This is a genomic window from Shewanella sp. Actino-trap-3, assembly GCF_002836275.1.
GTDB lineage: Bacteria > Pseudomonadota > Gammaproteobacteria > Enterobacterales > Shewanellaceae > Shewanella > Shewanella psychromarinicola.
Window position 1 is genome coordinate 3,399,031 of sequence record NZ_PJCE01000001.1, and the last position, 26,157, is coordinate 3,425,187.

Here is a 26,157-nt window from a genome sequence, read left to right on the forward strand (position 1 = left end):
ATTCCTAACACAACACATGATTAAATGGTTCTATGGTAACTTGGGTTCCTTGGGCGGTGTTACCTTGGTCTTGATCTAATATCACAAAGCAATTCGCTAAACTCATTGACGTGAGCATGCCAGAGCCTTGGCCGCCGGTAATGGCTACCTCAAGCTCACCCAACTCATTACGACTGAGTATGGCGCGTTGGTATTCGACTCTGCCAGGATGTTTGCGTATGTCAGTCAGTAACCGTGCTTGGCAAAATAAAGGCGTAACCGGTTTTAGTCCCTGCATTTTATGTAAAATAGGCAACACCAATTTATAAAACGTCACCATCGATGAGACTGGATTACCGGGTAAACCGCAAAAAACAGCATTACCTACTTTACCAAATGCAAACGGCTTTCCTGGCTTAATAGCCAGTTTCCAAAAGGTGATGTGACCTTCTTCTGATAAAATTTGCTTAATAAAATCGGCTTCACCAACCGAGACTCCGCCTGATGTTAACACCATATCAGCTTGGCTTGCTGCTTCTCTAAATGCGCCACGAATAGCTTCTTTATTGTCGGCTATGACGCCTAAATCAATCCATTCAACATGGCTTTTACTTAATAAACCTTGGATTGAATAGCGGTTAGAGTCATAAATTTGTCCTGGTGCCAGTTCACTTCCCACTGGGCGTAATTCATCACCAGTGGAAAAGAAAGCGACTTTCAATTTACGTGTCACTCTAACGTGGCTAATACCGATGGTGGCGAGTACACCCATTTCTGCAGCACGGATAATGACACCACGGTGTAAGACTTTGGTACCGGCAAGCAGTTCTTCACCGCGACAGCGCACATTTGCGCCTAATCGATGCGGATGCTCAATGGTAATTTGGTTTTGGTCTGCTTGGGCTTTTTCTTGCATTTGCACGCTATCAAAACCCACAGGCACAGGTGCACCAGTCATAATACGAATACAGCTATTGGGTGGCACTTGGCCGTTGAAGGGGTGACCCGCAAAAGAACTACCCACTAGGGTGAGGGTTGTTTTATCCTGTGATGGGGTTAAGTCAGCAAACCGAAATGCGTAACCGTCCATTGCTGAGTTATCAAATGGAGGTAAATCAATACTTGAGGCGAGATCTTCGCCAAGTACTCTGTCGATTGCTTGGGTTAATGAAACGAGCTCGGTATCTTGGGTTGCTTCAACTTGAGCTAAAAGTTGCTCAATCGCTTGATCGGGATGAAGCAATGCTGGTTGAGCGCAAGGGTCTTGATTATTGGACATCAGCATTTCCTTAATGAATAGCTAAAATACCATGAGCAGCGTTATGGGCTGAAATAGGTGTTGGCTTTTTAATGGTGTTTAGTATGCCATGATGACACAAGAGTTTTATGATCACACTTAAGGTTTTAAATTTTATGTCGCAAAATAACGCCAATACGGCTTGGTATTTATACATTATTCGCTGTGCCAATTCACATTTGTACACTGGCATTACCACGGATATTGCGCGTCGCCTTGCCGAGCATCAAGCAAGCGGCCCTAAAGCGGCTAAATACCTAAAAGGTAAAGGGCCGTTAACCTTGGCTTACCAAGAGCAATTGACTGACCGAAGTGAGGCTTCAAAACGTGAAATTGTCATCAAGAAATATTCGCGTTCGCAAAAATTATCATTGATTGAACAGTATAAGCTAAGCCGTCACCCTACAAGCACCAACGCACCTGTAGAGTGATAGCGATATTATTTAGAGGCTCGTAACACTGGGTACTTCATGTATTCCTTATCGTAGTAAGGGCTGCGTTCATAAAACCAGCGTAACCTCGCTTTGCTATCTTGAGCAAAATCTGGGTCCTGTAATGCTTGATCAAATTCGGCTTTTAGTGCTGGATTGTCGCTAAGCATTTTTGCCGCTAAAGGCTCAACTGCATAGTCTTCAATGTATTCTGTACGGGTAAAAATGGTATTAAAAAATCCCCAGTAAAACAAAGAGTCCTCAGCTTGAGGTTCAAGTAATAGCATGGCTAAATCACCTAAAGGCTGGTCGGTTGGGATACGCACACTCCCAGCAGGAAGATGGGTGGTAATTTTGTGGAGGGTTGTTTGCGCTGACACGGTTTGATGGCCTTCATAATCAGCACTTGAGAATATTGGCTTGCTGAATTGATATTGCTGCGCAGTAATCGATGTTGGTTTATTCAGTCGTGTCATTCTGATGCCATGTAAAGATAAACGATTAATAACCTCAGCCCACTGTGGCGGAATGTAATAAGCCACAGGACGAGTGACAGTGATCACTGGCTGGGTGTTCGCAATAACAGGTAGGTTACTGTATAGCTTAGGTTCTTCAGTCCAACGAACGACCTTATCGCCACTGATCGGGCTTTGCTCGATACGGTAATCCATACCTTTAAAGTCTCTACCTTGTGCCAAGGTTTCTTTTTGCCAACTGATGGTTAGCTTGCTTGGGTTTCGATATTTGTCTTTATTGATGGCAGTTTTTAGTTTAGTGCTATTTTTCGCCACCGTTTTAAGTGTTTGTTCAAGCATGACATAGGTGCCAAGGACTCGTTGCTTATAGGGTTTAAGGCTATGGTTTTCAATTAAAATAGTTGGTAAATGGCGCGCATCACCATAGCCATTAGAAAATCGCGGGCTAGGATTCCACAATGACAGACCTTTGCTCATGTCGGTGTTATCGTTGGCAAACACCAATGACCCCGGAATATGACCTTGTTCGGTTAAGGCTTGTTCAACGGCAGGACGGTAAATGGACTCAAGCCATGCAAAAATGCTTGGGCTATGTCCCTGCTCAACGTTGTAGCCAAAGGTGACATCATATTGGTAGTCAATGCCATCGGTCACATGGATATCAATGTATAAATCTGGCTGCCAAATAGTAATGGCACGGATAAGGTGCTGCATTTCTAGCGCATCTGCTTTGGCATAGTCGCGGTTTAAATTAAGATTCTTAGCCGTGGTGCGCCACCCCATATTCACCGGTCCACGCTGATTAACCCGGCTAAATTGACTGCTGCGCTCGTGAGCATCGACACTAAAAATGGGAATAAACAGTAAATTGACGTTTTTAAGTAATCCGCGTTTATTGCCATGGCTGATATCACGCAGTAGCATCATGCCAGCATCTTTACCGTCAATCTCTCCCGAGTGAATCCCCGCTTGCACTAAGACGGTTGCTTTACCATTATCGATTAATGCTGTTGCCGTTGATCCCCCGTCTTGCGATGCAACAATCATCCATATATCTCGTCCTTGGGGGCTTTTACCAATACTGACTTTTTGCAACATGTCACTGCTGTCGACGAGTTTATCTAACCATTCCATGGTGTCGTGATAGTTTGGGCTAGAAATATAGCCTTGCTGCTCAAAGGGGGTTACCCAAGGCTGATTTGCGCTTAACAGTAACGACTCACTCGCGCCTGACCAAGGACGCATTGGAGGCAGTATGCTGTTGTTTTCTAAATGCGCCATTTTCTCTGTCGGTACCAGGGGCGTCGACTGGGCAGTATCGTTAGCATGAGCGGATGTGGAACTGATGAATAATAAACTGACCAGTAAACTGGTAAGAAAAATACGGCGCATGAATACCCCTGTGAGTAATGATGGTGTTGAAACTATTACGTTAACGACATCATAGCATTGCACATCATCAGTTTCAGAGGCTTTTATGGTGATAAGTGAACTGAATTTATAGCGATAAAAAATCCCAACCGGAGTCGGGATTTTAGGCGTCATATTACATTAAGTGGACGGCGAAGAGTCGATGTATTGCTTATACGTTAGGGCCGGCATTTTTAATGGCATCAGACACGTGATATTTTGCAAAATTATCACTGAACTCTTGCGCGAGTTGCTGAGCATATTTGTTGTACTCAGCTTTGTCTGCCCATGTGTTAACAGGGTTCAACAATGCGGTGGTGACGCCTGAAACACTAACCGGTACATGTAGATTGAGCTTATCAATATAAAGCGTTTCAACATCTTTGAGCTCACCGCTAACAATGGCATCAACAATGGCTCGCGTTGTTGGAATATCAAAACGCTTACCTACACCATGTGGACCACCGGTCCAGCCAGTGTTGACCAGGTAAACTTGGCTGCCAAACGACTCAATGCGTGCCATTAATAACTCGGCATATACGCCTGCAGGGCGTGGGAAGAATGGTGCACCAAAACACGTCGAGAAGGTTGACTGGATTGCAGCAGTAGAACCCATTTCGGTTGAGCCTACTTTCGCGGTATAACCAGACAAGAAGTGATACGCCGCTTGCTCTTTACTTAACACCGATACTGGCGGTAATACGCCCGATACATCACAGGTTAAAAAGACGACCGCATGAGGTTCTGCGCCGCGATTACTTTCTTTACGCTGAGCTATATGTTCTAAAGGGTAGGCCGCACGACTGTTTTCAGTCAGGCTGGTATCTTTATAGTCAGGCACTCGTTGTTCATCAAGTACGACGTTTTCTAATACAGTACCAAAACGGATAGCGTCCCAAATAACAGGTTCATTTTTTTGGCTTAAGTCGATACATTTTGCATAGCAGCCGCCTTCGATATTAAATACGCCACCGGGTGCCCAGCCGTGCTCGTCATCACCAATTAAAAACCGTTTTGGATCGGCAGAAAGAGTGGTTTTACCGGTACCAGATAAACCGAAAAACAAAGTAGTATCACCATCGTGGCCGACGTTAGCCGAACAATGCATTGGTAACACACCTTTTGCTGGTAATAAGAAGTTCTGTACCGAGAACATCGACTTTTTCATTTCACCAGCGTACTTCAAGCCCACAAGAAGTACTTTTCGTTCGGCAAAGTTAAGAATAACGGCCGCTTCAGAATGGGTACCATCGCGTTCTGGTTCGCAAACAAATCCAGGCGCATTGATAATTTGCCAGACATCTTTGTTGCCACGATTAAATGTTGTTGGAGTGATAAATAAATTACGCGCAAAGAGTTGATGCCACGCATACTCAGTGGTTACATGTACTGGAATATAATGCTCGTCATCAGCGCCCACTTCGAGTTCAGACATAAATAACTCTTTGTCTGCAAGGTAAGCTTCTACACGACCCCATAATGCATCAAATTTACTGGCATCAAATGGACGGTTTACTTTGCCCCATTCAATATCAGCTTCGGTGTTTGCCTCTTTGACGATAAATCGGTCATTGGGTGAACGACCTGTTCTTTCCCCTGTTTTGGCCACTAAGGCACCATTTGCGGTGAGTTGACCCTCTCCACGAAGAAGCGCGATTTCTACAAGCTGTGCTGTCGTAGGATTGAGGTGAACGCGGTTTGATACATCCGCCATAGTGTTGATCTCCATGTCTTTTAGGTCGTGTTTCGCAATGAATCGCTATTGGGGTTAGGTGTTGAAACTTAGTTTGATATTTTGCTTGCGCAATGGCTATAAACTAATGTAGGAGATTGTAACGCAAGTTAACGCTCTGGTAACGAACAGTTTGGTTATTTTTTTGATGGTTTTTTGGTTACAGGCATTTTTATCGGTGTTTTAGGGATAAAAAAAGCGCAAAGTGCGCTTTTTTTGTAATTTGTTACGTATCTATTACGTCATTGGTTACTGTTTTGATTGGCTGCTGTGGCTACCGGAATATAATGCCGCTATATCGATGGCATCAAAAGAGTATTTTGCTGTGCAGTACTCACAATCCATATCAATTTTGCCTTCCTCGGCCAAAATCGCTTCAACTTCAGCTTGCGGCAAGGTTTTAATGGCCGCGCCACTGCGTTCATAAGAACAGCTACATTTAAACGTCACATCAACAGGATCAAATAAGCGCACTTCTTCTTGATGATACAAGCGATGTAATACTTCTTCTGCATCAAGAGTGAATAACTCTTCTGCTTTGATGGTAGACGTCAATGTTGATATATGTTCAAAGTCATCATTTTGCTCCGACTTTGTTGGCAACACTTGCAGAAGCATACCTGCGGCTTGTTTACCGTTAGCAAATAACTGAATTTGAGTGGGTAATTGTTCTGATTGGTTAAAGTATTCTTCTAAGCATGCTGCTAGGTTGACATGATCTAGCGACACAATACCTTGATAACGCTCACCGTCATCAGGTGTTAGGGTAATGACCATATAGCCTTTACCAAACATTTGTTGCAAACTTGCATCTGTAGCAATATCGCCGTTCCAACGTGCTACACCACGTAAGACTTGCTTATTATTACCATTAATTACCGCCAAAGAGACTGGGCCATCGCCCTGTAATTGTACGCTAATGTCACCGGTAAACTTGATGGTTGCCGTGAGTAACGATGTCGCGGCCATTAATTCACCGATTAGACACTGTAATGCGACCGGATAGCTATGTGCAGAAAGCACTTCTTGGTAGCAGCGTTCTAATTGGACTATCTCGCCTCGCACATCGGCATTATCAAAAATGTAGCGCTGTAAAATATCATTGTTCATCTGTATTCTCTTACTCTTTGGGCGCCGAGTACTCTTTAAAGCGCATAATCTGTCGTCGTTGTTTTTTATCCGGCTTATGATCTGGGGCCGGATTATTTAAATTATTGAGCCGTCGAGCTTCTGCATTGATAATACGTTTGCTAATGCTTTCAGGTGTTTCTTCGTATAGCGTTTGCGCCACACTCGCGCTTTGTCTATGTCCAGATAATTGGAGCACAATAATCTCTCGATCATCATGACCTTGACGAAGGCGGATTTTTGCACCGACTTCAGCATTCTTACTGGATTTAGTCCGTTGGCCGTTGTAATGTACTTTACCGCCATTGATCATGTCTTTGGCGATGGCGCGGGTTTTATAAAATCGTGCTGTCCATAGCCATTTATCGAGCCGGATAAAGCTTCTTTCGGGCTGAGTTTTAGTCAAATGACCTCCAAAACTGGGATGATTTCACAGACTGAGTAACCTAATTGCCATACAATGTGTATATTATCGTAATAGGGACAATATTATGGCCTTTTTATGGGCGCAAAGTTAGCATATTTGATGGTGATCCGCCAATCGATATGCGCTAGGGTTGTTGCTTTATCCTGTGTGAGTTAGCATAACGGCTAAACATCTATTTAACGCATATTATTAACAACTAGAACAAAGACCTGTACCAACATGTATAGAGAGTCCAATAGCATATGGATGTATTAGATAAACTGATCGCTAACGCCGCAAAAATACCACATAAGCCATTGAGTATTATTGTATTTTGGCTTGGAATGATCACAGTGTTGCTTTTAGCTGCACAGATCACATGGAAGTTGATGCCAGCATCATCGCAATCTGCGATGTGGCAACCATCCCCCATTTCAGCAGGCACTGCTAAGCGTATTGAGCTTGCTGGTGTACGTAACCTATTTCTTTTTGGCCGCTTAGACAACAATAGCAATAAACCCAAAGCTGAAGTCGTTGAACAAATCACTGATGCGCCTAAAACAAACTTGTCAATTCAGTTGAGGGGGGTTGTTGCGTCGACTGCGGAAGATCAGGGGTTAGCCGTTATTGAGTCAAGCGGGCAGCAAGAAACCTATAGCTTAGGCGATAAAATTAAAGGAACTTCAGCTGCTTTAAAAGAGGTTTATGCTGATCGCATCATTATTAGTAACGGCGGTCGTTATGAAACCTTGATGCTTGATGGCCTTAAATATTCCGCGCAAAGTGACGCAAATACTCATTTACAACAAGCGAAAGTCGATCAACAAGTGACCCGAGTTGATCGTCGCGATAATCAACGTTTTTCTGAAGAACTGTCTAATTCTCGTGAAGAGTTATTAGCCGACCCCAGTAAAATAACTGATTTTTTAGCTATCTCACCTGTACGTAATGGTGATGAATTAGCTGGTTACCGTTTAAATCCTGGTAAAGATGTTGCGTTGTTTAAGCAAGCGGGTTTTCAGGCTAATGATTTAGCCAAATCAATAAATGGATTTGATCTGACCGATATGGGTCAGGCATTAGAAGTGATGGCACAACTGCCTGAGCTCACCGAAATGGCTGTCATGGTTGAGCGTGAAGGGCAGTTGGTCGAAATCATGTTTAGTTTGCCAGAATAATTTGGCGTTAGAGGATTGAATAAAATGAATAAAAAAGGGATCCGACATAAGATTATTGCTGGAATGCTGGTGGGCGCTGCGATGATAGCGGCACCGAGTGCTTGGTCGGAACAATATGCCGCCAATTTTAAAGGCACTGATATTCAAGAGTTTATTAATATTGTTGGTAAAAACCTCAATAAAACGATAATTGTAGATCCAACGGTACGTGGCAAAATTAATGTCCGCAGTTACGACTTGTTGAATGATGATCAATATTATCAATTCTTCCTTAACGTCCTTCAAGTGTATGGCTATGCAGTGGTTGAAATGGACAACCACATCATTAAAGTGATTAAAGATAAAGATGCCAAAATGGCCTCTATCCGTGTCGCCGATGACAATGCGCCTGGCGTTGGTGATGAAATGGTCACCCGTATTGTTCCTTTATACAATTCTGAAGCTAAGCAGCTTGCACCGTTATTGCGGCAGTTAAATGATAATGCTGGTGGTGGTAATGTTGTTAATTATGACCAATCGAATGTATTAATGATTTCTGGCCGTGCAGCGGTAGTGAATAAGCTGGTAGAAATCGTCCGCCGAGTGGATAAACAAGGTGATACTGACGTGCAAGTGGTGGCATTAGACTATGCCTCTGCGGGGGAGATTGTCCGCATTATAGACACCCTATATCGCACTAGTGCTAACCAATCACAACTGCCTGGTCAAGCACCTAAAGTGGTTGCTGACGAGCGCATGAATGCCGTTATTGTCAGTGGCGATGAAAAAAGCCGTCAACGTGTGATCGAGTTAATTAGACGTCTAGATGCAGATCAAGCGACTACCGGAAATACCAAAGTCCGTTATTTGCATTACGCCAAGGCGGAAGACTTAGTTGAAGTATTAACTGGGTTTGCACAAAATTTACAAGATAATAAAGACGGGGCTGGCAGCCAACAAGGCAATTCAAGTAAACGTCGTAGTGATATTAACATTATGGCTCACAGTGATACCAACGCGCTGGTTATTAGCGCCGAACCTGATCAACTGCGGACGATTGAAAGCGTCATTAATCAGCTCGACATTCGCCGTCCTCAAGTACTCGTTGAAGCCATTATTGTTGAAATCGCTCAAGGCGATAACGTGGGGTTTGGGGTGCAATGGGGCAGCGAAGCTGGTGGCTTAACTCAGTTTAACAACATTGGTGCAACCATTGGAGAAGTCGGTGCAGGAGTCTGGGCTGCTCGTGAAGAAGATGGTACTAGCGTGACGACCATTGACGGTAATGGTAATCCAACAACAACAACTAATCCAACTTCAGATGGCGACTACACCTTGATTGCCCAAGCTCTGGGGAAAGTGAATGGTATGGCGTGGGGCTTGACCACAGGTAACTTTGCTGCACTTATCCAAGCTGTTTCAAGCGATACCAATTCAAACGTATTAGCAACCCCATCTATCACCACATTAGACAACCAAGAAGCCTCTTTTATTGTCGGTGATGAAGTGCCGATCCTTACTGGCTCAACCTCAAGTTCAAATAATGACAATCCTTTCCAAACCGTTGAGCGTAAAGAAGTCGGTGTTAAGTTAAAGGTTGTGCCGCAGATTAACGAAGGCTCATCGGTTAAATTAACCATAGAGCAAGAAGTCTCGGGTGTGAATGGTAATACCGGTGTGGATATCAGCTTCTCTACGCGTCGTTTAACGACCACTGTTATGGCTGATTCTGGGCAAATTGTGGTTTTAGGTGGATTAATTAACGAAGAAGTACAAGAAAGTGTTCAAAAAGTACCTTTTCTTGGTGATATTCCTTTTCTAGGTCATTTATTCAGGTCTTCATCGAGTAAAAAGATCAAGAAAAATCTAATGATTTTCATTAAACCCACCATAATCCGTGACGGCATTACAATGGAAGGTATTGCAGGTCGTAAATACAATTACTTCAGAGCATTACAGCTTGAACAACAAGCTCGTGGTATTAATCTAATGCCAAATACTGATGTTCCTGTACTGGAAGAATGGGATCAAGAGGCATACTTACCTGATGACGTTAATGACGTGCTAGAGCGTTATAAAAGCGGCCAAGGTTTAGGAACAAAAATGCGTGAAACCGATCCAGCATTGCGTTCAATTGATGAAAGCATGCAAAAGGACAAGGCTCAAAATAATGACTGATAGCGTGATGACCGAGCCATTAGCTCAAGTATCAAGTGACGTCGCCATGGAAGTTGTCGAAGGTGACGGGGTTTTTCACTCCAATAGCAAAGAGCGTTTGCCGTTCGCCTTTTCACACCGTTTTCAATTGGTGTTAGCGAAAGAGAATGAGCAACTTTGTCTTTTCTATACCGATAACACACCACTCAGTGCCATGTTAGAAGTGCGGCGCTATGCCGATGTCGAGTTACCTTTAGTCAAGCTAGAGGTGACTCATTTTGAGGCTAAACTCACTCAAGCGTATCAATCTAATTCTTCAGAAGCCCAACAGCTAATGGAAGATATTGGTAACGAAATGGACTTGTTTACTCTGGCTGAAGAACTGCCACAAACTGAAGACTTGCTCGAAGGTGATGACGACGCGCCGATTATTAAATTAATTAATGCATTATTGTCGGAAGCGATTAAAGAAGAAGCATCAGATATTCACGTCGAAACTTATGAGAAACAATTAATTGTTCGTTTCCGTATTGATGGCGTATTAAAAGAAGTGTTAAAGCCGAATCGTAAATTATCGTCCTTGTTGGTGTCGCGCATTAAAGTGATGGCACGTTTAGATATCGCCGAAAAACGCCTGCCTCAAGATGGTCGTATTTCGTTACGTATTGCCGGTCGTGCTGTTGATGTGCGGGTATCGACCATGCCATCAAGTCATGGTGAACGCGTGGTAATGCGTTTGCTGGATAAAAATACCGGTAACTTAGACTTAGAACAACTGGGAATGACGCTCGGCATTCGCGAAAAATTCGATGAGTTAATTCGTAAGCCACACGGGATCATTCTAGTGACAGGCCCAACAGGGTCAGGTAAAAGTACCACCTTGTATGCTGGGTTAACGGAAATCAATTCTAAAGACACTAATATTTTAACGGTTGAAGATCCGATTGAATATGAGTTAGAAGGCATTGGTCAAACTCAGGTTAACACTAAGGTTGATATGACCTTTGCTCGTGGGTTGCGCGCGATTTTACGTCAGGACCCCGACGTAGTGATGATTGGTGAGATCCGCGATTTAGAAACTGCGCAGATTTCAGTGCAAGCTTCATTAACCGGCCACTTGGTTATTTCAACCTTACACACGAATACGGCATCAGGGGCGATTACCCGTTTGCAAGACATGGGGGTAGAGCCCTTTTTAGTCTCATCAAGTTTACTTGGCGTGCTCGCTCAGCGACTAATCCGGACATTATGCCCCATTTGTAAAGAAGCGCACGAGCCCGATGAGCGTGAACGTGAATTACTGGGTATTACCGCAAACGACACTCGGGTCATTTATCGCGCTAAAGGCTGCAAAGCTTGTAGTCAAAATGGTTATCGCGGTCGAACTGGTATTCATGAATTGCTCATTGTTGATGATAATGTCCGTGAATTAATTCATGGCGGCAGGGGTGAGTTAGCCATTGAAAAACACGTGCGAAAATCGATTCCAAGTATTCGTCATGACGGCATGAGTAAAGTACTCGCCGGTGTGACGACGCTAGAAGAAGTATTACGCGTTACACGCGAGGAGTAATCAATGGCGGCGTTTGAATACAAAGCCCTCGATAGTAAAGGCAAACAGCAAAAAGGTGTGATCGAAGCTGATACCGCACGCCATGCTAGAGGCCAGCTGCGTGAGCAGCACCTTATGCCACTGGAACTCCAGCCGGTCAATGAGAAAGAAGCCCGCTCACAGCGTGGTGGCTTTAACCTAGCGAATTTGTTTAAGAGACGGATTTCAGTTGCCGAACTTGCGTTGATCACTCGCCAAATCGCGACACTGGTGGCTGCGGGTTTACCGATTGAAGAAGCGCTAAAAGCGGTGGGACAACAATCAGAAAAAGATCGTTTAGGCAGCATGATTATGGCTGTGCGTTCTCGGGTGGTTGAAGGTTACAGTTTAGCGGACTCAATGGCCGAGTTTCCGCACGTGTTTGATGATTTATTCCGTGCGATGGTGGCCTCGGGTGAGAAATCAGGCCATTTAGAAGTGGTGCTTAACCGATTAGCTGATTACACCGAGCGTCGTCAACAACTCAAAACAAAGCTAACTCAGGCAATGATTTATCCTATCGTATTAACCGTGGTCGCTATTGGTGTTATCGCCGTGTTACTTGCTGCTGTGGTGCCGAAGGTGGTTGGACAGTTTGAGCACATGGGGCAAGAATTACCTGGAACGACCCAGTTTTTAATTCTTGCATCTGATTTTGTGCAACATTGGGGGGTGTTGGTTGTACTGCTCATCTTTGGTTGCATGATTGTTTTTCAGCGTATGCTGACCAATCCGGTAATGCGGATGAAATTTGACACTGCACTTTTGCAAATGCCAGTGATTGGTAAAGTCAGTAAAGGATTAAATACCGCCAGATTCGCGCGCACATTAAGTATTTTGTCAGCGAGTTCGGTACCGTTACTTGATGGAATGCGTATCGCCAGTGAAGTGTTACAGAATGTCAAAGTGCGTGCCGCTGTCGATGATGCAACGGCCCGAGTCAGAGAAGGAACTAGTTTGGGCAATGCGTTGACTAATACTAAGTTATTCCCTGCAATGATGTTGTATATGATTGCATCTGGAGAAAAAAGCGGTCAATTAGAGAATATGCTTGAACGCGCCGCAGATAACCAAGACCGAGATTTTGAGTCGAACGTGAATATAGCTTTGGGGGTTTTCGAGCCCATGCTAGTCGTCAGTATGGCATCGGTTGTATTATTTATTGTAATGGCAATTTTACAGCCTATTTTAGAGTTAAATAACTTGGTTACCGGCTAGGTTTTAGACTGTGTATATCTTGGTAGACTAAACATGTAACCAAGCGTAAGAGCTGATTTTTACGCTTGAATATAGAGACAATTTTTAGAGGAAGTAAGCAATGCAACATAATAATATGCAACGAGGTTTCACCTTACTCGAAGTAATGGTAGTAATTGTTATTTTAGGTATTTTAGCGTCAATGGTTGTGCCCAACCTCATGGGTAATAAAGACAAAGCCGACCAACAAAAAGCCATATCAGATATTGTTGCGCTAGAAAATGCATTGGACATGTATAAGTTAGATAACAGTATTTATCCAACGACGGAACAAGGTCTTGATGCGTTAGTGCAAAAGCCTAACTCGTCACCAGAGCCGCGTAATTTCCGTGAAGGTGGTTATGTTAAGCGTCTACCTCAAGACCCATGGCGCAGTGACTATTTACTCTTAAGCCCTGGTGAATATGGGAAAATTGATATTTTCAGTGCAGGCCCAGACGGACAACCAGGTTCTGAAGATGATATCGGAAGCTGGAATTTACAAGATTTTCAATAAAATGATTCAACATCGTCAAGCCGGCTTCACCTTACTTGAGGTGTTGATCGTGGCATTGCTCATGGGGTTGGTGGCCTCAGCGGTAACCTTATCTATGAATGTTGCTGGGCCGGAACAGATGCTCAAAAAACCAGCGCGACGTTTTATCGCCGCGACTGAGATGGTGCTTGATGAAAGTGTATTAAGCGGCCAGTTTATTGGTATTGTGATTGACGAAGATCAATATGAGTTTGTGTTTTATCAAGAAGGTAAATGGATGCCTGTTGAGCAAGATCGGCTATTATCGGCCGAAAAAATGGATGCCGGTATTACCTTAGATATTGTGATCGATGGTATGCCATTAGTTCAAGAAGACGAGCAAAATGAGTCTTGGTTTGATGAGCCTTTTATCGACGAAAAGAGCGAAGAAGAAAAAAAGAAACACCCTGAACCGCAAATATTATTGTTTCCCAGCGGTGAGATGACACCATTTGAGCTGGGTTTTAATATGATAAATGACGACAGTCAGCCGGTCAATGTACTGGTTGTTGGTGACGCGTTAGGCCGCTTAACATTAGGGCGTGTAGATGAATAAAGTAGCCTTCAATCGACACCCTATTCACATGCGCGGTAAAAGCCGTGGCATGACCTTACTTGAGGTGATAGTTGCTTTAGCGGTATTTTCAATTGCTGCGGTATCGGTGACCAAAAGCTTGAGTGAGATCATGGCTAATATGCCCATTTTAGAAGAACGAACTTTAGCGCAATGGGTGGCCAGTAACCAAATGGTCGACGTGCGATTGCCTGGTACCTTTCCTGATATAGGCCAAAAAACAGGTCAGTCAGAACTCGCAGGCCGTGAATGGTATTGGCGCCAAGAAGTGATTAAGACGACAGATGATAAATTTAGGATGATCCGTATTAGCGTCAGTGACGATGATAAATTTAACCGTGTGGCTGCTCAGGTAAATAGTTATGTGCATAACAAAGGTTAAGCATTTAAGCGGTTTTACCTTACTCGAAATGCTTATCGCGATTGCGATTTTTGCCATGTTGGGTATTGCGGCAAACTCAATATTATCGACGGTGATGAAAAATGATGAAGTCACCAAAGAGTTCGCTGATCGGCTTAAGTCATTACAACAGGGTTTTGGTGCGTTAGAACGCGATTTGGGCCAAATGGTCGCGCGTACTCCTAGGTTAATTGACGGCCGCGGCAGTCAATTTTTTCAAGTGGGTGGCAATATTCTCGACTCAGAGACCGAAGCATTGATGTTTTACCGTTTAGGTTGGTTAAACCCTGATGGTATGTTACCCAGAGGCAGTTTGCAGTCGGTGGCCTATGTGGTCCAAAATGGCCGATTAGAACGCTGGTATTATCCTTATCCAGAGCCAATATCAGGAGCCGAACCATTAAAAAGTGTCGTGATTGACCATGTCTTATCGATTGAATATTCGTTTTATATGGATGATAAATGGCAGAAGAATGTTGATGGAACTGTGATGCCAAAAGGGATCGCGATGGAAATAGAGTTAGAGGGTTTGGGTAAAATCCAACGTCGATTTTTATTACCTAAAGGTGCTCCAGCGACCAAGTCTACAGCGGACGATGATAAGCAAGGCAATAACAACAACGGCGGGTCAGTATAATGGGCGGCCAAAAGCAACGAGGTGTTGCGTTAATTGTGGTGATGTTGATTGTCGCTATGGTAGTGATTATTGCTACCAATATTAGCAGCCGTAATCAGCTTTCAATGCGCCGAACGCTTAATTTAGCCCAATATGACCAGGCTTACTGGTATGCTCTTTCTGCTGAAGAATTGGCGATGAAAGTGCTCAAGCAAGATTTTGAAGACTCAGAAGGGACGGTACATTTACAACAGTACTGGGCCTTAGCCAATGTCGCTTTTCCGGCCGAATATGGTGAAATTGTTGGTGAAGTACAAGATATGCGGGCTTGCTTTAATGTTAATGCCGTTGGGCAAGCTTCAACGCAGACCGATAATGGTCAGCCCAAAATGACGGTAGCAGCAAGGCAGTTCCAAGCGCTACTGATCAGTTTAGGGGTAGGTGATTTTGGTGCAGAGAAACTCACTTATACCCTTAAAGATTATATCGACCAAGACACGTTATCTGCACCATATGGGGCTGAAGATGCTGAATATGAGTCACGTAATGTGCCATATCGTGCCGCCAATACCTTGATGCAGCATCGCAGTGAGTTACGCGCAGTATTAGGGTTTAGCCAAGATGTTTATCTGAATCTTTCACCTTATGTGTGTGCAATACCCGGTGAAGATAGCCAGTTATTGAATGTGAATACCATTAAGGTTGAGCAGGCCGCTTTACTTGCTGGGATGCTTGAAAATAAAATTTCAGTGAGTGAAGCTGAAAACATTATCAATAATCGTCCCGCGGATGGGTATGAAAAAATTGAAGAGTTTTGGGAAAGTTCGTCACTGAGTGGCATCAATTCCGAAGCGAATGCAAAGTCGAGTTTTGTCGTTGATAGTCAGTACTTTTTATTGAAATCTGGTGCTAAAGTAGATAACGCATTATTTCGAATGGAAAGCGTACTTAAGCGTAATGGTAACAATTTAGATGTGCTCACCCGTCAGTATGGTGGCCAACAATAATAACAAATTCATTGCGTAACAATGCGTATTGAGATCGGTGGAGAATAACAGTGTCTGAACGGCTATTTATCCGGTTAGGAAAAACATCAGAACACCCATGTTCATGGCTGGTATGGTCTGAACAAGCGCAAGAAATTATCGCTTCTGGTGAGTTAGCTGATGCCGCTAGCCTCAGCAGTTTAGCTGAGCGTGCGGGTAATCGTCCTGTTGATGTACTTGTGCCTGCGGCCAATATGACATTGACACAAATTATGTTACCAGAAAAAGGCCAACGCCAAGCATTAAAGGCGTTGCCATACATGCTGGAAGAATCATTAGCGACGAATGTAGACAATATGCATTTTGTGGTTGGTCCTCGCGAAGGTGAGCAACTTAATGTGGCTGCTGTAGCGCATGAGCAAATGCAACTATGGCTTGAATGGCTGCATCACGCAGGCTTGAAAGTGAAACGAATTGTGCCAGATTGTTTGGCATTACCGTTAGATCAATGTCGCTGGGCAGCAATGAGTGTCGGCAGCGAATATTTAATCAGAACCTCGGAAGGGGGCGGTGTCAGTTTACCTAAAGCATGGTCTGCAATTGCATTACCACGGCTATTGTCTCAAGTGGTGCAGACCAATGATGACCCTATTAGCATGGCCAGTTATAGCGACGATATCGATTTTTCTGGGGTACAAGTTGAATCTAAGCCGTTAGATTTACCTATGATGGTATTAGCAAAGGGCATTTTAAATGCGCCGATTAATTTATTAAGCGGTGTATATAAGCCCAAGAGTGAATACAGCAAACAGTTATTCATTTGGAAAAATGCTGCGATAGTGATCATGCTTGCCATAGTATTAGCGTTAGTCAATAAAGGTTTGGCAATACATCAACTCAACAACCGCACTGCAGAATTACAAGCCCAAAGTGAAGTCATTTTTAAGCTGTCGTTGCCCGCGGTTAATCGCATTGTCAATATGCGCTCACAAATGGACAGTCAGTTACGCAGTATGCAAGGTCAAGGTGGTGGTGCAGTATTTTTTGAAATGTTAGACAACCTTAAACCTGCATTTAGCAAGGTGCCAGAGTTAAAACCCAATACATTGCGTTTTGAAGCCAATCGTAATGAATTACGCATGCAAGTGACGGCAAAAACCTATGGCCAAATTGAAGAGTTTAAAGCGTTTGTCGCCAAAGACTACCAACTAGATGGTGGTGCCATGAACAGTAGCGAAGACAGCGTCACCAGTACGCTGACGTTAAGGATTAAATAACATGGAAAATATGCGTATTTGGTGGCAAAGTTTAGCTATTAGAGAGCAACAGCTGGTTGGTTTTTGTGCCGTGGTACTTGTCATTGGTATTGTTTATTGGGGTATTTGGGCACCTATATCTAATGCTCAAGAAGCCGCCGAGCGCGATAACATCGCCGCACAGAAAACGTTAAATTATGTTAAACAAAGCGCGAATAAAATAACGGGTCTAAAACAAGCTGGTGCGCAAGCGAAAGTACCTGGAAGTTTAAGCTCCATCGTCAACCAAACCGCGGGACAATATCAATTAGAAATCACCCGTATGCAGCCGCAAGGCGATAAGATCCAACTCTGGATGGATGATGTGCCATTCGACGCACTCCTGGGTTATTTACATGACTTAGTGACGCAGAAAGGATTAACACTGGACAGTGTTGATTTAACGGAATCAGACGTTGCTGGCTTTGTAAAAGTAAGACGTATTCAGCTTTCACAGTAAGGGTTTTTTGTGAGTTTATTTTCAAAAATAGTCATTGGCGTCATTATCTATATGATGTTTTTATTGGTATATTTACCTGCAAATTGGTTAGTCAGTATTGCCCCATTGCCAAATAATATGGTGATAAGTGGTGCAGAAGGTACACTTTGGCAAGGGAAAGCGGCCTTAATCACGATTGATCAACGACAGATAGAACGGGTTAGATGGACGTTAAGTCCGTGGGGATTATTTGTTGGTCAAGCCAATATCGATTTTAATGTCGGTAATCGTGCCACGCCAGTCAGCGGTAAAGGCAGTCTTAGCTGGTCATTATCTGGGATGAGCGCGAAAAATATTCGTCTTGATCTACAAGATAGCTTTATACTAGCGGGTGCTCGCTTACCTTTTAAAACCCAAATTGACGGTGATGTGAGCATAATGGTTGAAGTCTTAAAGCAAGGTAAACCATGGTGCGAACAATTACACGGTAAATTATTTGTAAATCACACTAATGTCAAAAATCAATTTGGGGTATACCCTTTGGGCAATATCACATTGGGATTGAGTTGTCTTGACGGGCAATTACAACTGGCCACTGATGAAACGCAAAACGTATTGGGCTTAACGGGGACAGCTATTTTAGGCGAATCAAACTTGGTTAAGGTCAGTGCTAAAATTAAACCGACAGATGCTCAACCTAAGGATTTACGTGAGGCGTTACCATTTTTAGGTCGACAAGATACTCAAGGGTATTATCCTATTAACTATCAAGGTGTTGTGCCTGGTTTGTAATACCTATAAAGAGATTAATAAAAACGCCTTGATACCAATATCAAGGCGTTTTTATATCATTCACATTTGATTCAGCAATGCTAGCTTAACTATAATGGCCACGCTTAAAAATCAATCGCTACTCGGCGGTCATTCAACTTAACTTCAATCCCTTCGTTGTTCCTATGGCGACAATATTGCTAAATGGCTTGAAGTGTCTGTAATAGTAGGTGGTAATCGGTAATCGCTGGGAAATTGGCAAATTCAAGCTGAGGTTTTTGGCTATCTGGATTCTTTATTCCGAGTTGATAACCTACCCCCGCTTTTTTTGATGCCGCTAAAATGACTTCGCTGTCATCAATAAATAAACACCTCGACGGATCTACCTTAAATTTATTAAATGCATATTGCCAAAATTGTGGATGCTCTTTGGGATAGCCGCTTTCATGGCTCGATAGCATGTCGTCTAAACCATCGGCTAAGTTGGTATGGGTTAACTTAAGGGCTAAACTTTGTGGGTGAGCATTAGTAAACAAGATGCGTTGCTTATTTGCCCCAGCTAATGCCTGTAAAAAAGGCATGCTGTCTTGGCGAAGCTTAATTCTGTCCGCCGATGCATGGTGTAATGCCAAAATATCGAGTTTTAAATGGCGTTGCCAGTAATCAAGACAATACCAATCTAAGGTGCCGACCACATCATAGCAAGCTTGTTTAGCTAATTTATTGGCTTCATCCAAGCTTATTTGCCTCTGTATGCTTAATTGTTCAGGCACTATATGCAACCAAAAGTGGTTATCAAAATGAAGATCAAGCAAGGTGCCATCCATGTCGAGTAGGACTGTATCTATTTTATACCAAGGAAACATGTAAATTCCGGTTGTAGAATATACCTAGAATAGTAAGATTGTACCTTGTCTATATTAATTCGTCACATGGGGCTTCAATGACACAGCGGCATAAAAAGCCGGAGATCCTGCATACCGAAATTGTTGCTAAAAGCCGACTGTTTCAAATCGAGCAGGTACACCTTAAGTTTTCTAATGGCGTAGAACGTCAATATGAAAGAATGAAAGGCGGTAGCAGGGGGGCTGTGATGATGGTGCCTATTCATCAAGGTAATTTGTTATTAGCCAGTGAATATGCCGCTGGCACCGATAATTACGAGCTGGGTTTTCCTAAAGGATTGATTGATCCTGGTGAAACAGCGATTGAAGCAGCCAATAGAGAGCTCCAAGAAGAAATTGGTTTTGGTAGTTATCAATTGACTCATTTAAAAGAGCTATCACTTGCGCCTGGTTACTTTTCCAGCAAAATGCATATTTTTGTGGCCGAAAAACTGTATCCCAGTCGTTTGGAAGGTGATGAGCCAGAGCCGATCGACGTGATCCCTTGGCCATTATCTGATTGGCAGTTATTACTCGATAATGTCGACTTTTCTGAGTCTCGCAGTGTGAGTGCGCTTTTTTTAACTCAGCAATATCTGAGTACATCAACGGATAGTCTTAAACGTGAGCTAAACGATGTAGAATAGATAAATTACTCGGCGTATTGTGTTAGCCATAGAACAGCAACATAGAATAGGCGATAGCCTTGATTATTGGTGTCCTTGTCAGGTCATCTTTCTCGAATCCAGCAATTGGAGTAGTAATGAAGCCAGAAGATGTAATTGAGCAAGTCATAGACATTGCAACGGAAGCTGGGCAAACAATTCGTGACATTTACCTTAAAGGTAACTTTAAACGCGAAATGAAGGCAGACAATACCCCGGTGACGTCTGCCGATTTAGCTGCGCACGACATTATTTGCCGTCAGTTAGCTGAGCTAACGCCTGATATTCCTATTTTAAGTGAGGAAGCGGCGGATATTCCATTAAGTGTGCGTGAAACATGGAAACGCTATTGGTTAGTCGATCCATTAGATGGTACTGGTGAGTTTATTGCGGGCAGTGGTGATTTTTCAGTCATTATTGCCTTGGTTGAACATAATCGTCCTATCATGGGTGTGGTTTATGTGCCGATGACGAAAGTGTGTTACTACGCGATCGCGGGGTTAGGAGCTTATAAGCGTGATGGTAAGAATGAGCTACGCATTACCAGTAAACAATTAACCGGTGATGAACCAGAGCATTTGCGTTTAGCGGTCAGTCGTCGTCAAGACCCGCAATCGGTATTAAAGCTGCTTAATAAACCCAATCATTGTGAGTTAGTGGTGATGGGAGGCGCTGCATTAAAAAGTTGTTTAGTGGCCGAAGGGCGTGCAGATTGCTATGTCCGCTTAGGGCCAACTGGTGAGTGGGATACGGGCGCGGCGCAGATCATTATTGAAGAAGCGGGTGGGGCACTGATTGATATTAATTTGCAGCCTATGACCTACAATGAGCGTGAAACGCTCGAAAATCCTAATTTCATTGTGGTCGGCAGTACCAATCTCCCGTGGGATATGTTGCTAACAAATTGATTAATAGTTATTTTACTTGTTTTGAATTAATGGTTCTGTTTGTCTGTTTTTTAGTCGACGGCTGATTTTGACTCATTTTATGGGTTGAGATTAGCTAATATGTCTACCTGAAACTAGGATGGCGCTTTACTTGATAGCATTAGCTAACCAATGGCGAGTTGCTTTATTGCCAGCATAGATATTGCTTGGGCTACTCTGGCAGGTAAGGGTTAATTTTAATGCCGAAGACCATGATATCCCAAAAAAGCCCTCATCTAGAGGGCTTTATTTTGAAATGACTTATGACTTGTGAGTATCTAGCCATTGGTGTATCGCTTGCCTACTCCCTTGGAAGACAACCCTGTCATTTTTCTTTTCAAGTTGGTATTGGTACATCGGGTCATAGTAAATATCGAGTAACAGGTTTATCCAGTCTAGATGTTTACTGGTATCATTTTGGCTTTGTTGTACCTTAAGTGCATCGTCAACCAAGTCCTGTAATTGCTGATGTTGTTTACCGCCTAAGCGTTTACGGATCCCCAATAAACTTTGAGTCAAATAAGCTCTAAATGCATCAAAACCATCATGCTCACCAAAGTGAGACACATAATCAGCGAGTTTTTGTTCAACATAATCATTCAATAAACGCGGTAAACGCGCATCTAATGGTTCATCGAGAACGATAATATCCGCTTGTTGCATGGCGTTGTAAAAATGATGAGGCAGGGCTGACCGGCCTATAAGCATACTTTCATCTTCTAACAGTAAATGGCTATGTTGCTGTTGTTGATGCTTCAGTAATGCCACACCTAAGTTATTTTCGAAGTTAATTTGACTGGGTTGTGGATCGATATTTTTGCCAAAGCTTGATCCCCGATGATTGGCAATGCCTTCAAGATCGACGGACTCATCACGTTGGTTGATAACTTCCGTTTTACCACTGCCTGTTATGCCACTTAAAATGAGCACTTTAGATTGATTGGGTGCTTGCTCGATAGTATTGATTAAAAAATTACGCATGGCTTTATAACCCCCTTCAATATATGGGATATTCATGCCAGATTCTTTAATCCATTGCTGTGATAACGTTGAACGTAAACCACCACGAAAACAATATAAATAACTATCAGGATGTTGTGACAACTGAGCGAGCCAAGCATCTATACGTTGTTGCTTAACGGGACCATTTACTAACCTATGACCTAACGCTATGGCAGCATCTTGGCCATTTTGTTTATAACATGTTCCTACTTTTTGGCGTTCACTATCTTGCATTAACGGTAAATTAATCGAGTGACTAAAGGCACCTTTGGAAAATTCAATGGGTGCTCTGACATCTATTAACGGACGATTTTCTAATAATAGTCTGCCATATTCTGAGCTGGGAATGACGTCACTCATTAGCTTAATTCCATAAGGATATCGTATCCGTCAGCGCGAGGTTCATATTCATGGAGGGTACCGATACAAGTTGCGGCAATACCATTGGTTTCCAATAATACTTTCAGTTCATGTTCAGCCTCTGCACTCACAGAAACTAACAATCCGCCGCTGGTTTGTGGATCGCAGATAATGGCTTTCTGTTCATCGGTTAATGGCGGTAAATACTCGCTATAACTGTCAAAATTACGATGGGTACCGCCTGGGATACAACCTTGAGCGAGGTAATCACTGACTTTGGGTAACAAAGGAACTTGGGATAATATTAAATTCGCTTTAAGTTTTGCACCTTGGCACACTTCAATTAAGTGGCCAGCCAGTCCAAAACCAGTGACGTCAGTTAAGGCATTAACGCCAACAATTTTAGCGATATCAATACCAATTGTGTTGAGCTGACACATCGCATCAGGTGCAATTTGACTGTCTTCATCACGCAGTTTCTTTTGTTTCTGCGCAGTGGTCAGAATGCCAATTCCAATCGGTTTGGTGATATATAGGCGATCGTTAGCTTTAGCGGTGTTATTTTTCTTTACTTGCTCGAGCGGGATTTGTCCTGTCACGGCTAAACCAAAAATAGGTTCTGGGGCATCAATACTGTGACCGCCAGCCAGCATAATACCAGCATCGGCACAGGCTTGACGTCCACCATCAACCACTTTTTGGGCTATTTCTGCTGCTAATAGATTGATTGGCCAACCTAAAATAGCAATCGCCATAATAGGCGTTCCCCCCATGGCATATATGTCGCTAATGGCATTGGTTGCTGCAATTCGGCCAAAGGTAAATGGGTCATCCACAATGGGCATAAAAAAGTCAGTGGTACTGATAATGCCAGTTTGTTCATTCAGCTTATAGACGGCTGCATCGTCACGTGTTTGATTACCGACTAATAAGTTAGGATCAGTAAACACAGGGAGTTGTGACGCAAGAATGGTACTTAATACTTTTGGGGAAATTTTACAGCCGCAGCCTGCGCCATGGCTATATTCGGTGAGCTTAATTGTTTGATCAGGCATGGTAGTTGATTTATCGCTGGCGTATTGAGCAGCAATTATAATGTTTCTCAGTAAGAATATCTTGTATTTTACTCTGTCATTAACGTGACTGTGTCGAGAGTCGAGAATAAAAGATAATTATGAGCATTAGTTTATTTTGGTTGCGGCTAGTTTTTCAACCAATAGAGATAATATGACGGAGAGCCGACTATCGTGGTAAGGCGCAAAGAGCATACACATGAACACATAAAACAAATGGCGAGCGATGGTGATGACCCATTTAAAGCCGAGAACATCGATAAGCTAAGATTAATAAAATTGGCGAGTCAAATAGGTTAGGTATCAAGTACTTTGATTCATATATTGAGAAGCTACCACGATTTATTATTAGCGGTATCTGAACAGTCATTAGCGCAGTTAGCCACAACATTAACGTTAAAGATGAGTGATAATACACTGTTGAATACTCAGCAGACGGCGATACGATCCTGTTAGCCTCTGGAGTGAGGGGGTTAACTTTAGCCACAAGGGCGGGTACTTACCACTTTCCCTAAGGATTTTTGGTCTAAAGTGGCGCTGAGCATTGCCCCTTTTTCGATGGCAGTCAGACCAACTGCCAAATGTTGTAACAGCAAGTGCGCCCAACAATTTACCAAACCTCAACATGGGTTAAGAGCTGAGATTAATTAACTCTTTACTCGAACTCGTTGAGATTACTTAAAAAAAAAGGTTACGCTATACGTAACCTTTTTTTATGCTATTTACGTATTATGACGTATAAGCAGCCGTTAAGCTTTTCCAATTACGTTGTTGTTCAAGAAATTGGTTACGCAATAATTGTACTTGTTGTTTCAGATTGTGATCTGTAAGTTGCTTGCGTTTCGCCTCTAACAAGCTCTTTTTCGCTTGATAATAGTCAACTAAGTGTTGCTTCATCAGCTCATACTCTGCTTGAAATTTTTCGATTATTTCATCGCAGTTAGGTAAGTGCGCAACCTGATTCTGTGCTTGTAAAAGTTGCATCTGCAAACGTGCACTTTCAATGCGCTCTTGTGGCACTTTACGTAAATCACTGGCTAAACCAAACCAGTTCATTAGCTTGATTAACCATTTGGTTGGATCGTAGTCCCACCATTTTATTCCATTGCGGTAATCATTTTCGAAAATATGATGGAAGTTGTGATAACCCTCGCCATATGTCAGCAATGCTAAAAATGCATTATCTTTAGCGGTATTTTTATCCGTGTACGGTTGTTTACCCCAGAGATGAGCCAATGAGTTTATGAAGAACGTGCAGTGATGTACTACCACTAGACGCAATAAACCTGCCATAAGTACCATTGATAAAATATCGCCATTCAACCAGCCTATAAATGCTGGTAAACCTATATTCATTAAAATCACTAAGGCTAAGTAGTGCTTGTGTTGCCACATAACGATACGATCATTTTGTAAATCGCGGACGTTATTATAGTTACTATAGCGGCTTGCTTGATACTCGCGCAGCATCCAACCTATGTGGCTGTACCAAAATCCCATTTTGGCTGAATACGGATCTTTATCATTATTATCAACATGTTTGTGATGAACGCGGTGATCACTACACCAATGTAATGCACTGTTCTGTAGTGCTAATGCTCCGCCTAGTGCGTATAAAAAACGAACCGATGAGTGAGCTTTATAAGCTTTATGTGACCATAATCTGTGGTAACCCGCAGTAATCGATAGACCACTTGCGTAAGCGAAAATAACAAATGCAATCCATTCAATGCCATCAAAGCCATGGGTAAAACCACGCCAAGGGATTAACACCAGAGCACCAATAAAAGTAATGGCAAATAACAGGGTATTAAGCCAAATGATTGGAGGTTTTTTCATTTAGTAGGGTTCCAATAATAGGGATAAATAAGTTGAGCGTACAATTGTACGCTAATTTAACGTACAGAACTAGTCATGGTCAAGCTTAACAGGGCTGTGTTTCTGTTGTAAAAACGGTATTATCTGTGAATTAATATTGACTGAATGGATTAGTAAATGGGCGTAAGAGCACAACAAAAGGAAAAAACCCGCCGTGCATTAGTAGATGCTGCATTTAATCAACTCAGTGCCGAGCGTAGCTTTTCTAGCTTAAGTTTACGTGAAGTTGCACGTGAAGCTGGTATTGCGCCCACATCATTCTATCGCCATTTTAAAGATATGAACGAGCTTGGCTTAACCATGGTCGATGAAGGCGGATTAACCTTACGTCAAATGATGCGTAAAGGTCGTCAACGCGCAGAAGCCGGTGGTAGCGTGATCCGTATTTCTGTTGACACTTTTATGGAAGTGTTGGAATCAAATCCTAACGTATTTCGAATACTGTTACATGAACGTTCAGGTACCTCTGCCGCATTTAGAGCTGCAGTTGAGCGCGAAATTGAACACTTTATCTCTGAACTTGCTCATTACACTGAAGCACAAGCTAACCGAACACCTGTGTTAGCGCGCGCTCAAGCTGAAGCGCTGGTTATTTTGGTATTTAATGCGGGAGCATCGGCGTTGGATTCAAAACGTAGCGAACGTAGAGCGTTGGCCGACCAATTAGTATTGCAACTGCGGATGGTCGCTACTGGTGCTGAAGCGTTACAACATAAAATGGATAATAGAGCCTAATCAACTGCCTTTATAAAC

24 protein-coding genes and 1 pseudogene are annotated in these 26,157 nt (G+C 42.9%); 16 read left to right on the forward strand and 9 right to left on the reverse strand.

What is annotated here, in order from left to right; translation table 11 throughout:
* Positions 1-4: 4 nt before the first annotated feature.
* A complete protein-coding gene (moeA, locus tag CXF80_RS14610) occupies positions 5-1,258 on the reverse strand; it encodes a molybdopterin molybdotransferase MoeA (RefSeq protein ID WP_101033625.1) in 1,254 nt (417 codons plus the stop codon).
* A gap of 155 nt (positions 1,259-1,413) precedes the next feature.
* On the opposite strand from moeA, the pseudogene CXF80_RS14615 reads away from it, so the two are divergent.
* Positions 1,414-1,707: pseudogene (locus CXF80_RS14615) on the forward strand (GIY-YIG nuclease family protein); the annotation flags it as partial.
* A gap of 8 nt (positions 1,708-1,715) precedes the next feature.
* Here the strand turns inward: CXF80_RS14615 and CXF80_RS14620 are convergent.
* The 4 genes from CXF80_RS14620 to hslR form a co-directional block, all read right to left on the reverse strand.
* Entirely contained in the window at positions 1,716-3,575 is a 1,860-nt protein-coding gene (locus tag CXF80_RS14620) for a M14 family metallopeptidase (protein WP_101034785.1), read from the reverse strand.
* Between the two features lie 190 nt (positions 3,576-3,765).
* On the reverse strand, positions 3,766-5,322 hold the full coding sequence (locus tag CXF80_RS14625; RefSeq protein WP_101033629.1) for a phosphoenolpyruvate carboxykinase: 1,557 nt from the start codon (positions 5,320-5,322) through the stop codon (positions 3,766-3,768).
* 252 nt (positions 5,323-5,574) lie between these two features.
* Positions 5,575-6,435 (reverse strand): Hsp33 family molecular chaperone HslO, encoded by an 861-nt coding sequence (gene hslO / locus CXF80_RS14630; RefSeq protein ID WP_101033631.1) that lies wholly within the window; start codon positions 6,433-6,435, stop codon positions 5,575-5,577.
* A gap of 10 nt (positions 6,436-6,445) precedes the next feature.
* Entirely contained in the window at positions 6,446-6,859 is a 414-nt protein-coding gene (hslR, locus tag CXF80_RS14635; protein ID WP_101033633.1) for a ribosome-associated heat shock protein Hsp15, read from the reverse strand.
* A gap of 263 nt (positions 6,860-7,122) precedes the next feature.
* Between hslR and gspC the strand changes: the two genes are divergently transcribed.
* The 12 genes from gspC (at position 7,123) to CXF80_RS14695 (ending at position 18,637) form a co-directional block, all read left to right on the forward strand.
* Complete coding sequence (gene gspC / locus CXF80_RS14640) at positions 7,123-8,037, forward strand: type II secretion system protein GspC (protein ID WP_101033635.1); 915 nt, start codon at positions 7,123-7,125, stop codon at positions 8,035-8,037.
* 24 nt (positions 8,038-8,061) lie between these two features.
* The gene (gene gspD, locus CXF80_RS14645) at positions 8,062-10,194 is read left to right on the forward strand and encodes a type II secretion system secretin GspD (RefSeq protein ID WP_101033637.1); all 2,133 of its coding nucleotides are present in this window, start codon (positions 8,062-8,064) and stop codon (positions 10,192-10,194) included.
* Positions 10,195-10,201: 7 nt separating this feature from the next.
* On the forward strand, positions 10,202-11,746 hold the full coding sequence (gspE, locus tag CXF80_RS14650; RefSeq protein WP_372491462.1) for a type II secretion system ATPase GspE: 1,545 nt from the start codon (positions 10,202-10,204) through the stop codon (positions 11,744-11,746).
* A gap of 3 nt (positions 11,747-11,749) precedes the next feature.
* Complete coding sequence (gspF, locus tag CXF80_RS14655; protein ID WP_101033641.1) at positions 11,750-12,982, forward strand: type II secretion system inner membrane protein GspF; 1,233 nt, start codon at positions 11,750-11,752, stop codon at positions 12,980-12,982.
* 100 nt (positions 12,983-13,082) lie between these two features.
* Positions 13,083-13,517, forward strand: coding sequence for a type II secretion system major pseudopilin GspG (gene gspG / locus CXF80_RS14660; RefSeq protein ID WP_101033643.1), 435 nt, complete (start codon positions 13,083-13,085; stop codon positions 13,515-13,517).
* Position 13,518: 1 nt separating this feature from the next.
* Positions 13,519-14,091: a type II secretion system minor pseudopilin GspH gene (gspH, locus tag CXF80_RS14665; RefSeq protein ID WP_101033644.1), complete on the forward strand. Its 573-nt coding sequence runs from the start codon at positions 13,519-13,521 to the stop codon at positions 14,089-14,091.
* Positions 14,084-14,491, forward strand: a complete 408-nt coding sequence (gspI, locus tag CXF80_RS14670) for a type II secretion system minor pseudopilin GspI (protein WP_232772114.1) — start codon at positions 14,084-14,086, stop codon at positions 14,489-14,491. The genes gspH and gspI overlap by 8 nt, the downstream gene beginning before the upstream one ends.
* On the forward strand, positions 14,472-15,146 hold the full coding sequence (gspJ, locus tag CXF80_RS14675) for a type II secretion system minor pseudopilin GspJ (RefSeq protein WP_101033646.1): 675 nt from the start codon (positions 14,472-14,474) through the stop codon (positions 15,144-15,146). The genes gspI and gspJ overlap by 20 nt, the downstream gene beginning before the upstream one ends.
* Positions 15,146-16,132: a type II secretion system minor pseudopilin GspK gene (gspK, locus tag CXF80_RS14680; RefSeq protein ID WP_101033648.1), complete on the forward strand. Its 987-nt coding sequence runs from the start codon at positions 15,146-15,148 to the stop codon at positions 16,130-16,132. The genes gspJ and gspK overlap by 1 nt, the downstream gene beginning before the upstream one ends.
* Positions 16,133-16,182: 50 nt before the next feature.
* A complete protein-coding gene (gspL, locus tag CXF80_RS14685) occupies positions 16,183-17,388 on the forward strand; it encodes a type II secretion system protein GspL (RefSeq protein ID WP_101033650.1) in 1,206 nt (401 codons plus the stop codon).
* Position 17,389: 1 nt separating this feature from the next.
* Entirely contained in the window at positions 17,390-17,866 is a 477-nt protein-coding gene (locus tag CXF80_RS14690; RefSeq protein ID WP_101033652.1) for a type II secretion system protein M, read from the forward strand.
* Positions 17,867-17,875: 9 nt separating this feature from the next.
* Positions 17,876-18,637, forward strand: coding sequence for a type II secretion system protein N (locus tag CXF80_RS14695; RefSeq protein WP_101033654.1), 762 nt, complete (start codon positions 17,876-17,878; stop codon positions 18,635-18,637).
* 179 nt (positions 18,638-18,816) lie between these two features.
* Here the strand turns inward: CXF80_RS14695 and yrfG are convergent, their stop codons facing one another.
* The gene (yrfG, locus tag CXF80_RS14700) at positions 18,817-19,482 is read right to left on the reverse strand and encodes a GMP/IMP nucleotidase (protein WP_101033656.1); all 666 of its coding nucleotides are present in this window, start codon (positions 19,480-19,482) and stop codon (positions 18,817-18,819) included.
* A 77-nt stretch (positions 19,483-19,559) separates the two neighbouring features.
* Here yrfG and nudE point away from each other — a divergent pair, with 77 nt between their 5' ends.
* Both nudE and cysQ read left to right on the forward strand, forming a co-directional pair.
* Entirely contained in the window at positions 19,560-20,147 is a 588-nt protein-coding gene (gene nudE / locus CXF80_RS14705; RefSeq protein ID WP_101033658.1) for an ADP compounds hydrolase NudE, read from the forward strand.
* Positions 20,148-20,263: 116 nt separating this feature from the next.
* Entirely contained in the window at positions 20,264-21,073 is an 810-nt protein-coding gene (cysQ, locus tag CXF80_RS14710) for a 3'(2'),5'-bisphosphate nucleotidase CysQ (protein ID WP_101033660.1), read from the forward strand.
* Positions 21,074-21,352: 279 nt separating this feature from the next.
* Here the strand turns inward: cysQ and mnmH are convergent, their stop codons facing one another.
* From mnmH to CXF80_RS14725, 3 genes are all read right to left on the reverse strand, one after another.
* Positions 21,353-22,453 carry a tRNA 2-selenouridine(34) synthase MnmH gene (gene mnmH / locus CXF80_RS14715; RefSeq protein ID WP_101033662.1) on the reverse strand — a complete coding sequence of 367 codons (1,101 nt, stop codon included), beginning with the start codon at positions 22,451-22,453 and terminating at the stop codon, positions 21,353-21,355.
* Positions 22,453-23,508, reverse strand: a complete 1,056-nt coding sequence (selD, locus tag CXF80_RS14720) for a selenide, water dikinase SelD (RefSeq protein WP_101033664.1) — start codon at positions 23,506-23,508, stop codon at positions 22,453-22,455. The genes mnmH and selD overlap by 1 nt, the downstream gene beginning before the upstream one ends.
* Before the next feature lie 747 nt (positions 23,509-24,255).
* Positions 24,256-25,365 (reverse strand): acyl-CoA desaturase, encoded by a 1,110-nt coding sequence (locus CXF80_RS14725; protein WP_101033666.1) that lies wholly within the window; start codon positions 25,363-25,365, stop codon positions 24,256-24,258.
* Positions 25,366-25,521: 156 nt separating this feature from the next.
* Between CXF80_RS14725 and fabR the strand changes: the two genes are divergently transcribed.
* On the forward strand, positions 25,522-26,139 hold the full coding sequence (gene fabR, locus CXF80_RS14730) for an HTH-type transcriptional repressor FabR (protein ID WP_101033668.1): 618 nt from the start codon (positions 25,522-25,524) through the stop codon (positions 26,137-26,139).
* The last annotated feature ends 18 nt before the right edge of the window (positions 26,140-26,157 follow it).

Coding starts and splice junctions, on each gene's coding strand:
- moeA (WP_101033625.1), bottom strand. CDS start 1,258: ATGTCCAATAATCAAGACCCTTGCGCTCAACCAGCATTGCTTCATCCC.
- fabR (WP_101033668.1), top strand. CDS start 25,522: ATGGGCGTAAGAGCACAACAAAAGGAAAAAACCCGCCGTGCATTAGTA.
- CXF80_RS14725 (WP_101033666.1), bottom strand. CDS start 25,365: ATGAAAAAACCTCCAATCATTTGGCTTAATACCCTGTTATTTGCCATT.
- CXF80_RS14625 (WP_101033629.1), bottom strand. CDS start 5,322: ATGGAGATCAACACTATGGCGGATGTATCAAACCGCGTTCACCTCAAT.
- nudE (WP_101033658.1), top strand. CDS start 19,560: ATGACACAGCGGCATAAAAAGCCGGAGATCCTGCATACCGAAATTGTT.
- mnmH (WP_101033662.1), bottom strand. CDS start 22,453: ATGAGTGACGTCATTCCCAGCTCAGAATATGGCAGACTATTATTAGAA.
- gspC (WP_101033635.1), top strand. CDS start 7,123: ATGGATGTATTAGATAAACTGATCGCTAACGCCGCAAAAATACCACAT.
- gspF (WP_101033641.1), top strand. CDS start 11,750: ATGGCGGCGTTTGAATACAAAGCCCTCGATAGTAAAGGCAAACAGCAA.
- cysQ (WP_101033660.1), top strand. CDS start 20,264: ATGAAGCCAGAAGATGTAATTGAGCAAGTCATAGACATTGCAACGGAA.
- gspD (WP_101033637.1), top strand. CDS start 8,062: ATGAATAAAAAAGGGATCCGACATAAGATTATTGCTGGAATGCTGGTG.
- hslO (WP_101033631.1), bottom strand. CDS start 6,435: ATGAACAATGATATTTTACAGCGCTACATTTTTGATAATGCCGATGTG.
- CXF80_RS14620 (WP_101034785.1), bottom strand. CDS start 3,575: ATGCGCCGTATTTTTCTTACCAGTTTACTGGTCAGTTTATTATTCATC.
- gspK (WP_101033648.1), top strand. CDS start 15,146: ATGGGCGGCCAAAAGCAACGAGGTGTTGCGTTAATTGTGGTGATGTTG.
- CXF80_RS14690 (WP_101033652.1), top strand. CDS start 17,390: ATGGAAAATATGCGTATTTGGTGGCAAAGTTTAGCTATTAGAGAGCAA.
- gspI (WP_232772114.1), top strand. CDS start 14,084: ATGAATAAAGTAGCCTTCAATCGACACCCTATTCACATGCGCGGTAAA.
- yrfG (WP_101033656.1), bottom strand. CDS start 19,482: ATGTTTCCTTGGTATAAAATAGATACAGTCCTACTCGACATGGATGGC.
- selD (WP_101033664.1), bottom strand. CDS start 23,508: ATGCCTGATCAAACAATTAAGCTCACCGAATATAGCCATGGCGCAGGC.
- gspH (WP_101033644.1), top strand. CDS start 13,519: ATGATTCAACATCGTCAAGCCGGCTTCACCTTACTTGAGGTGTTGATC.
- gspG (WP_101033643.1), top strand. CDS start 13,083: ATGCAACATAATAATATGCAACGAGGTTTCACCTTACTCGAAGTAATG.
- gspJ (WP_101033646.1), top strand. CDS start 14,472: ATGTGCATAACAAAGGTTAAGCATTTAAGCGGTTTTACCTTACTCGAA.
- gspE (WP_372491462.1), top strand. CDS start 10,202: ATGACCGAGCCATTAGCTCAAGTATCAAGTGACGTCGCCATGGAAGTT.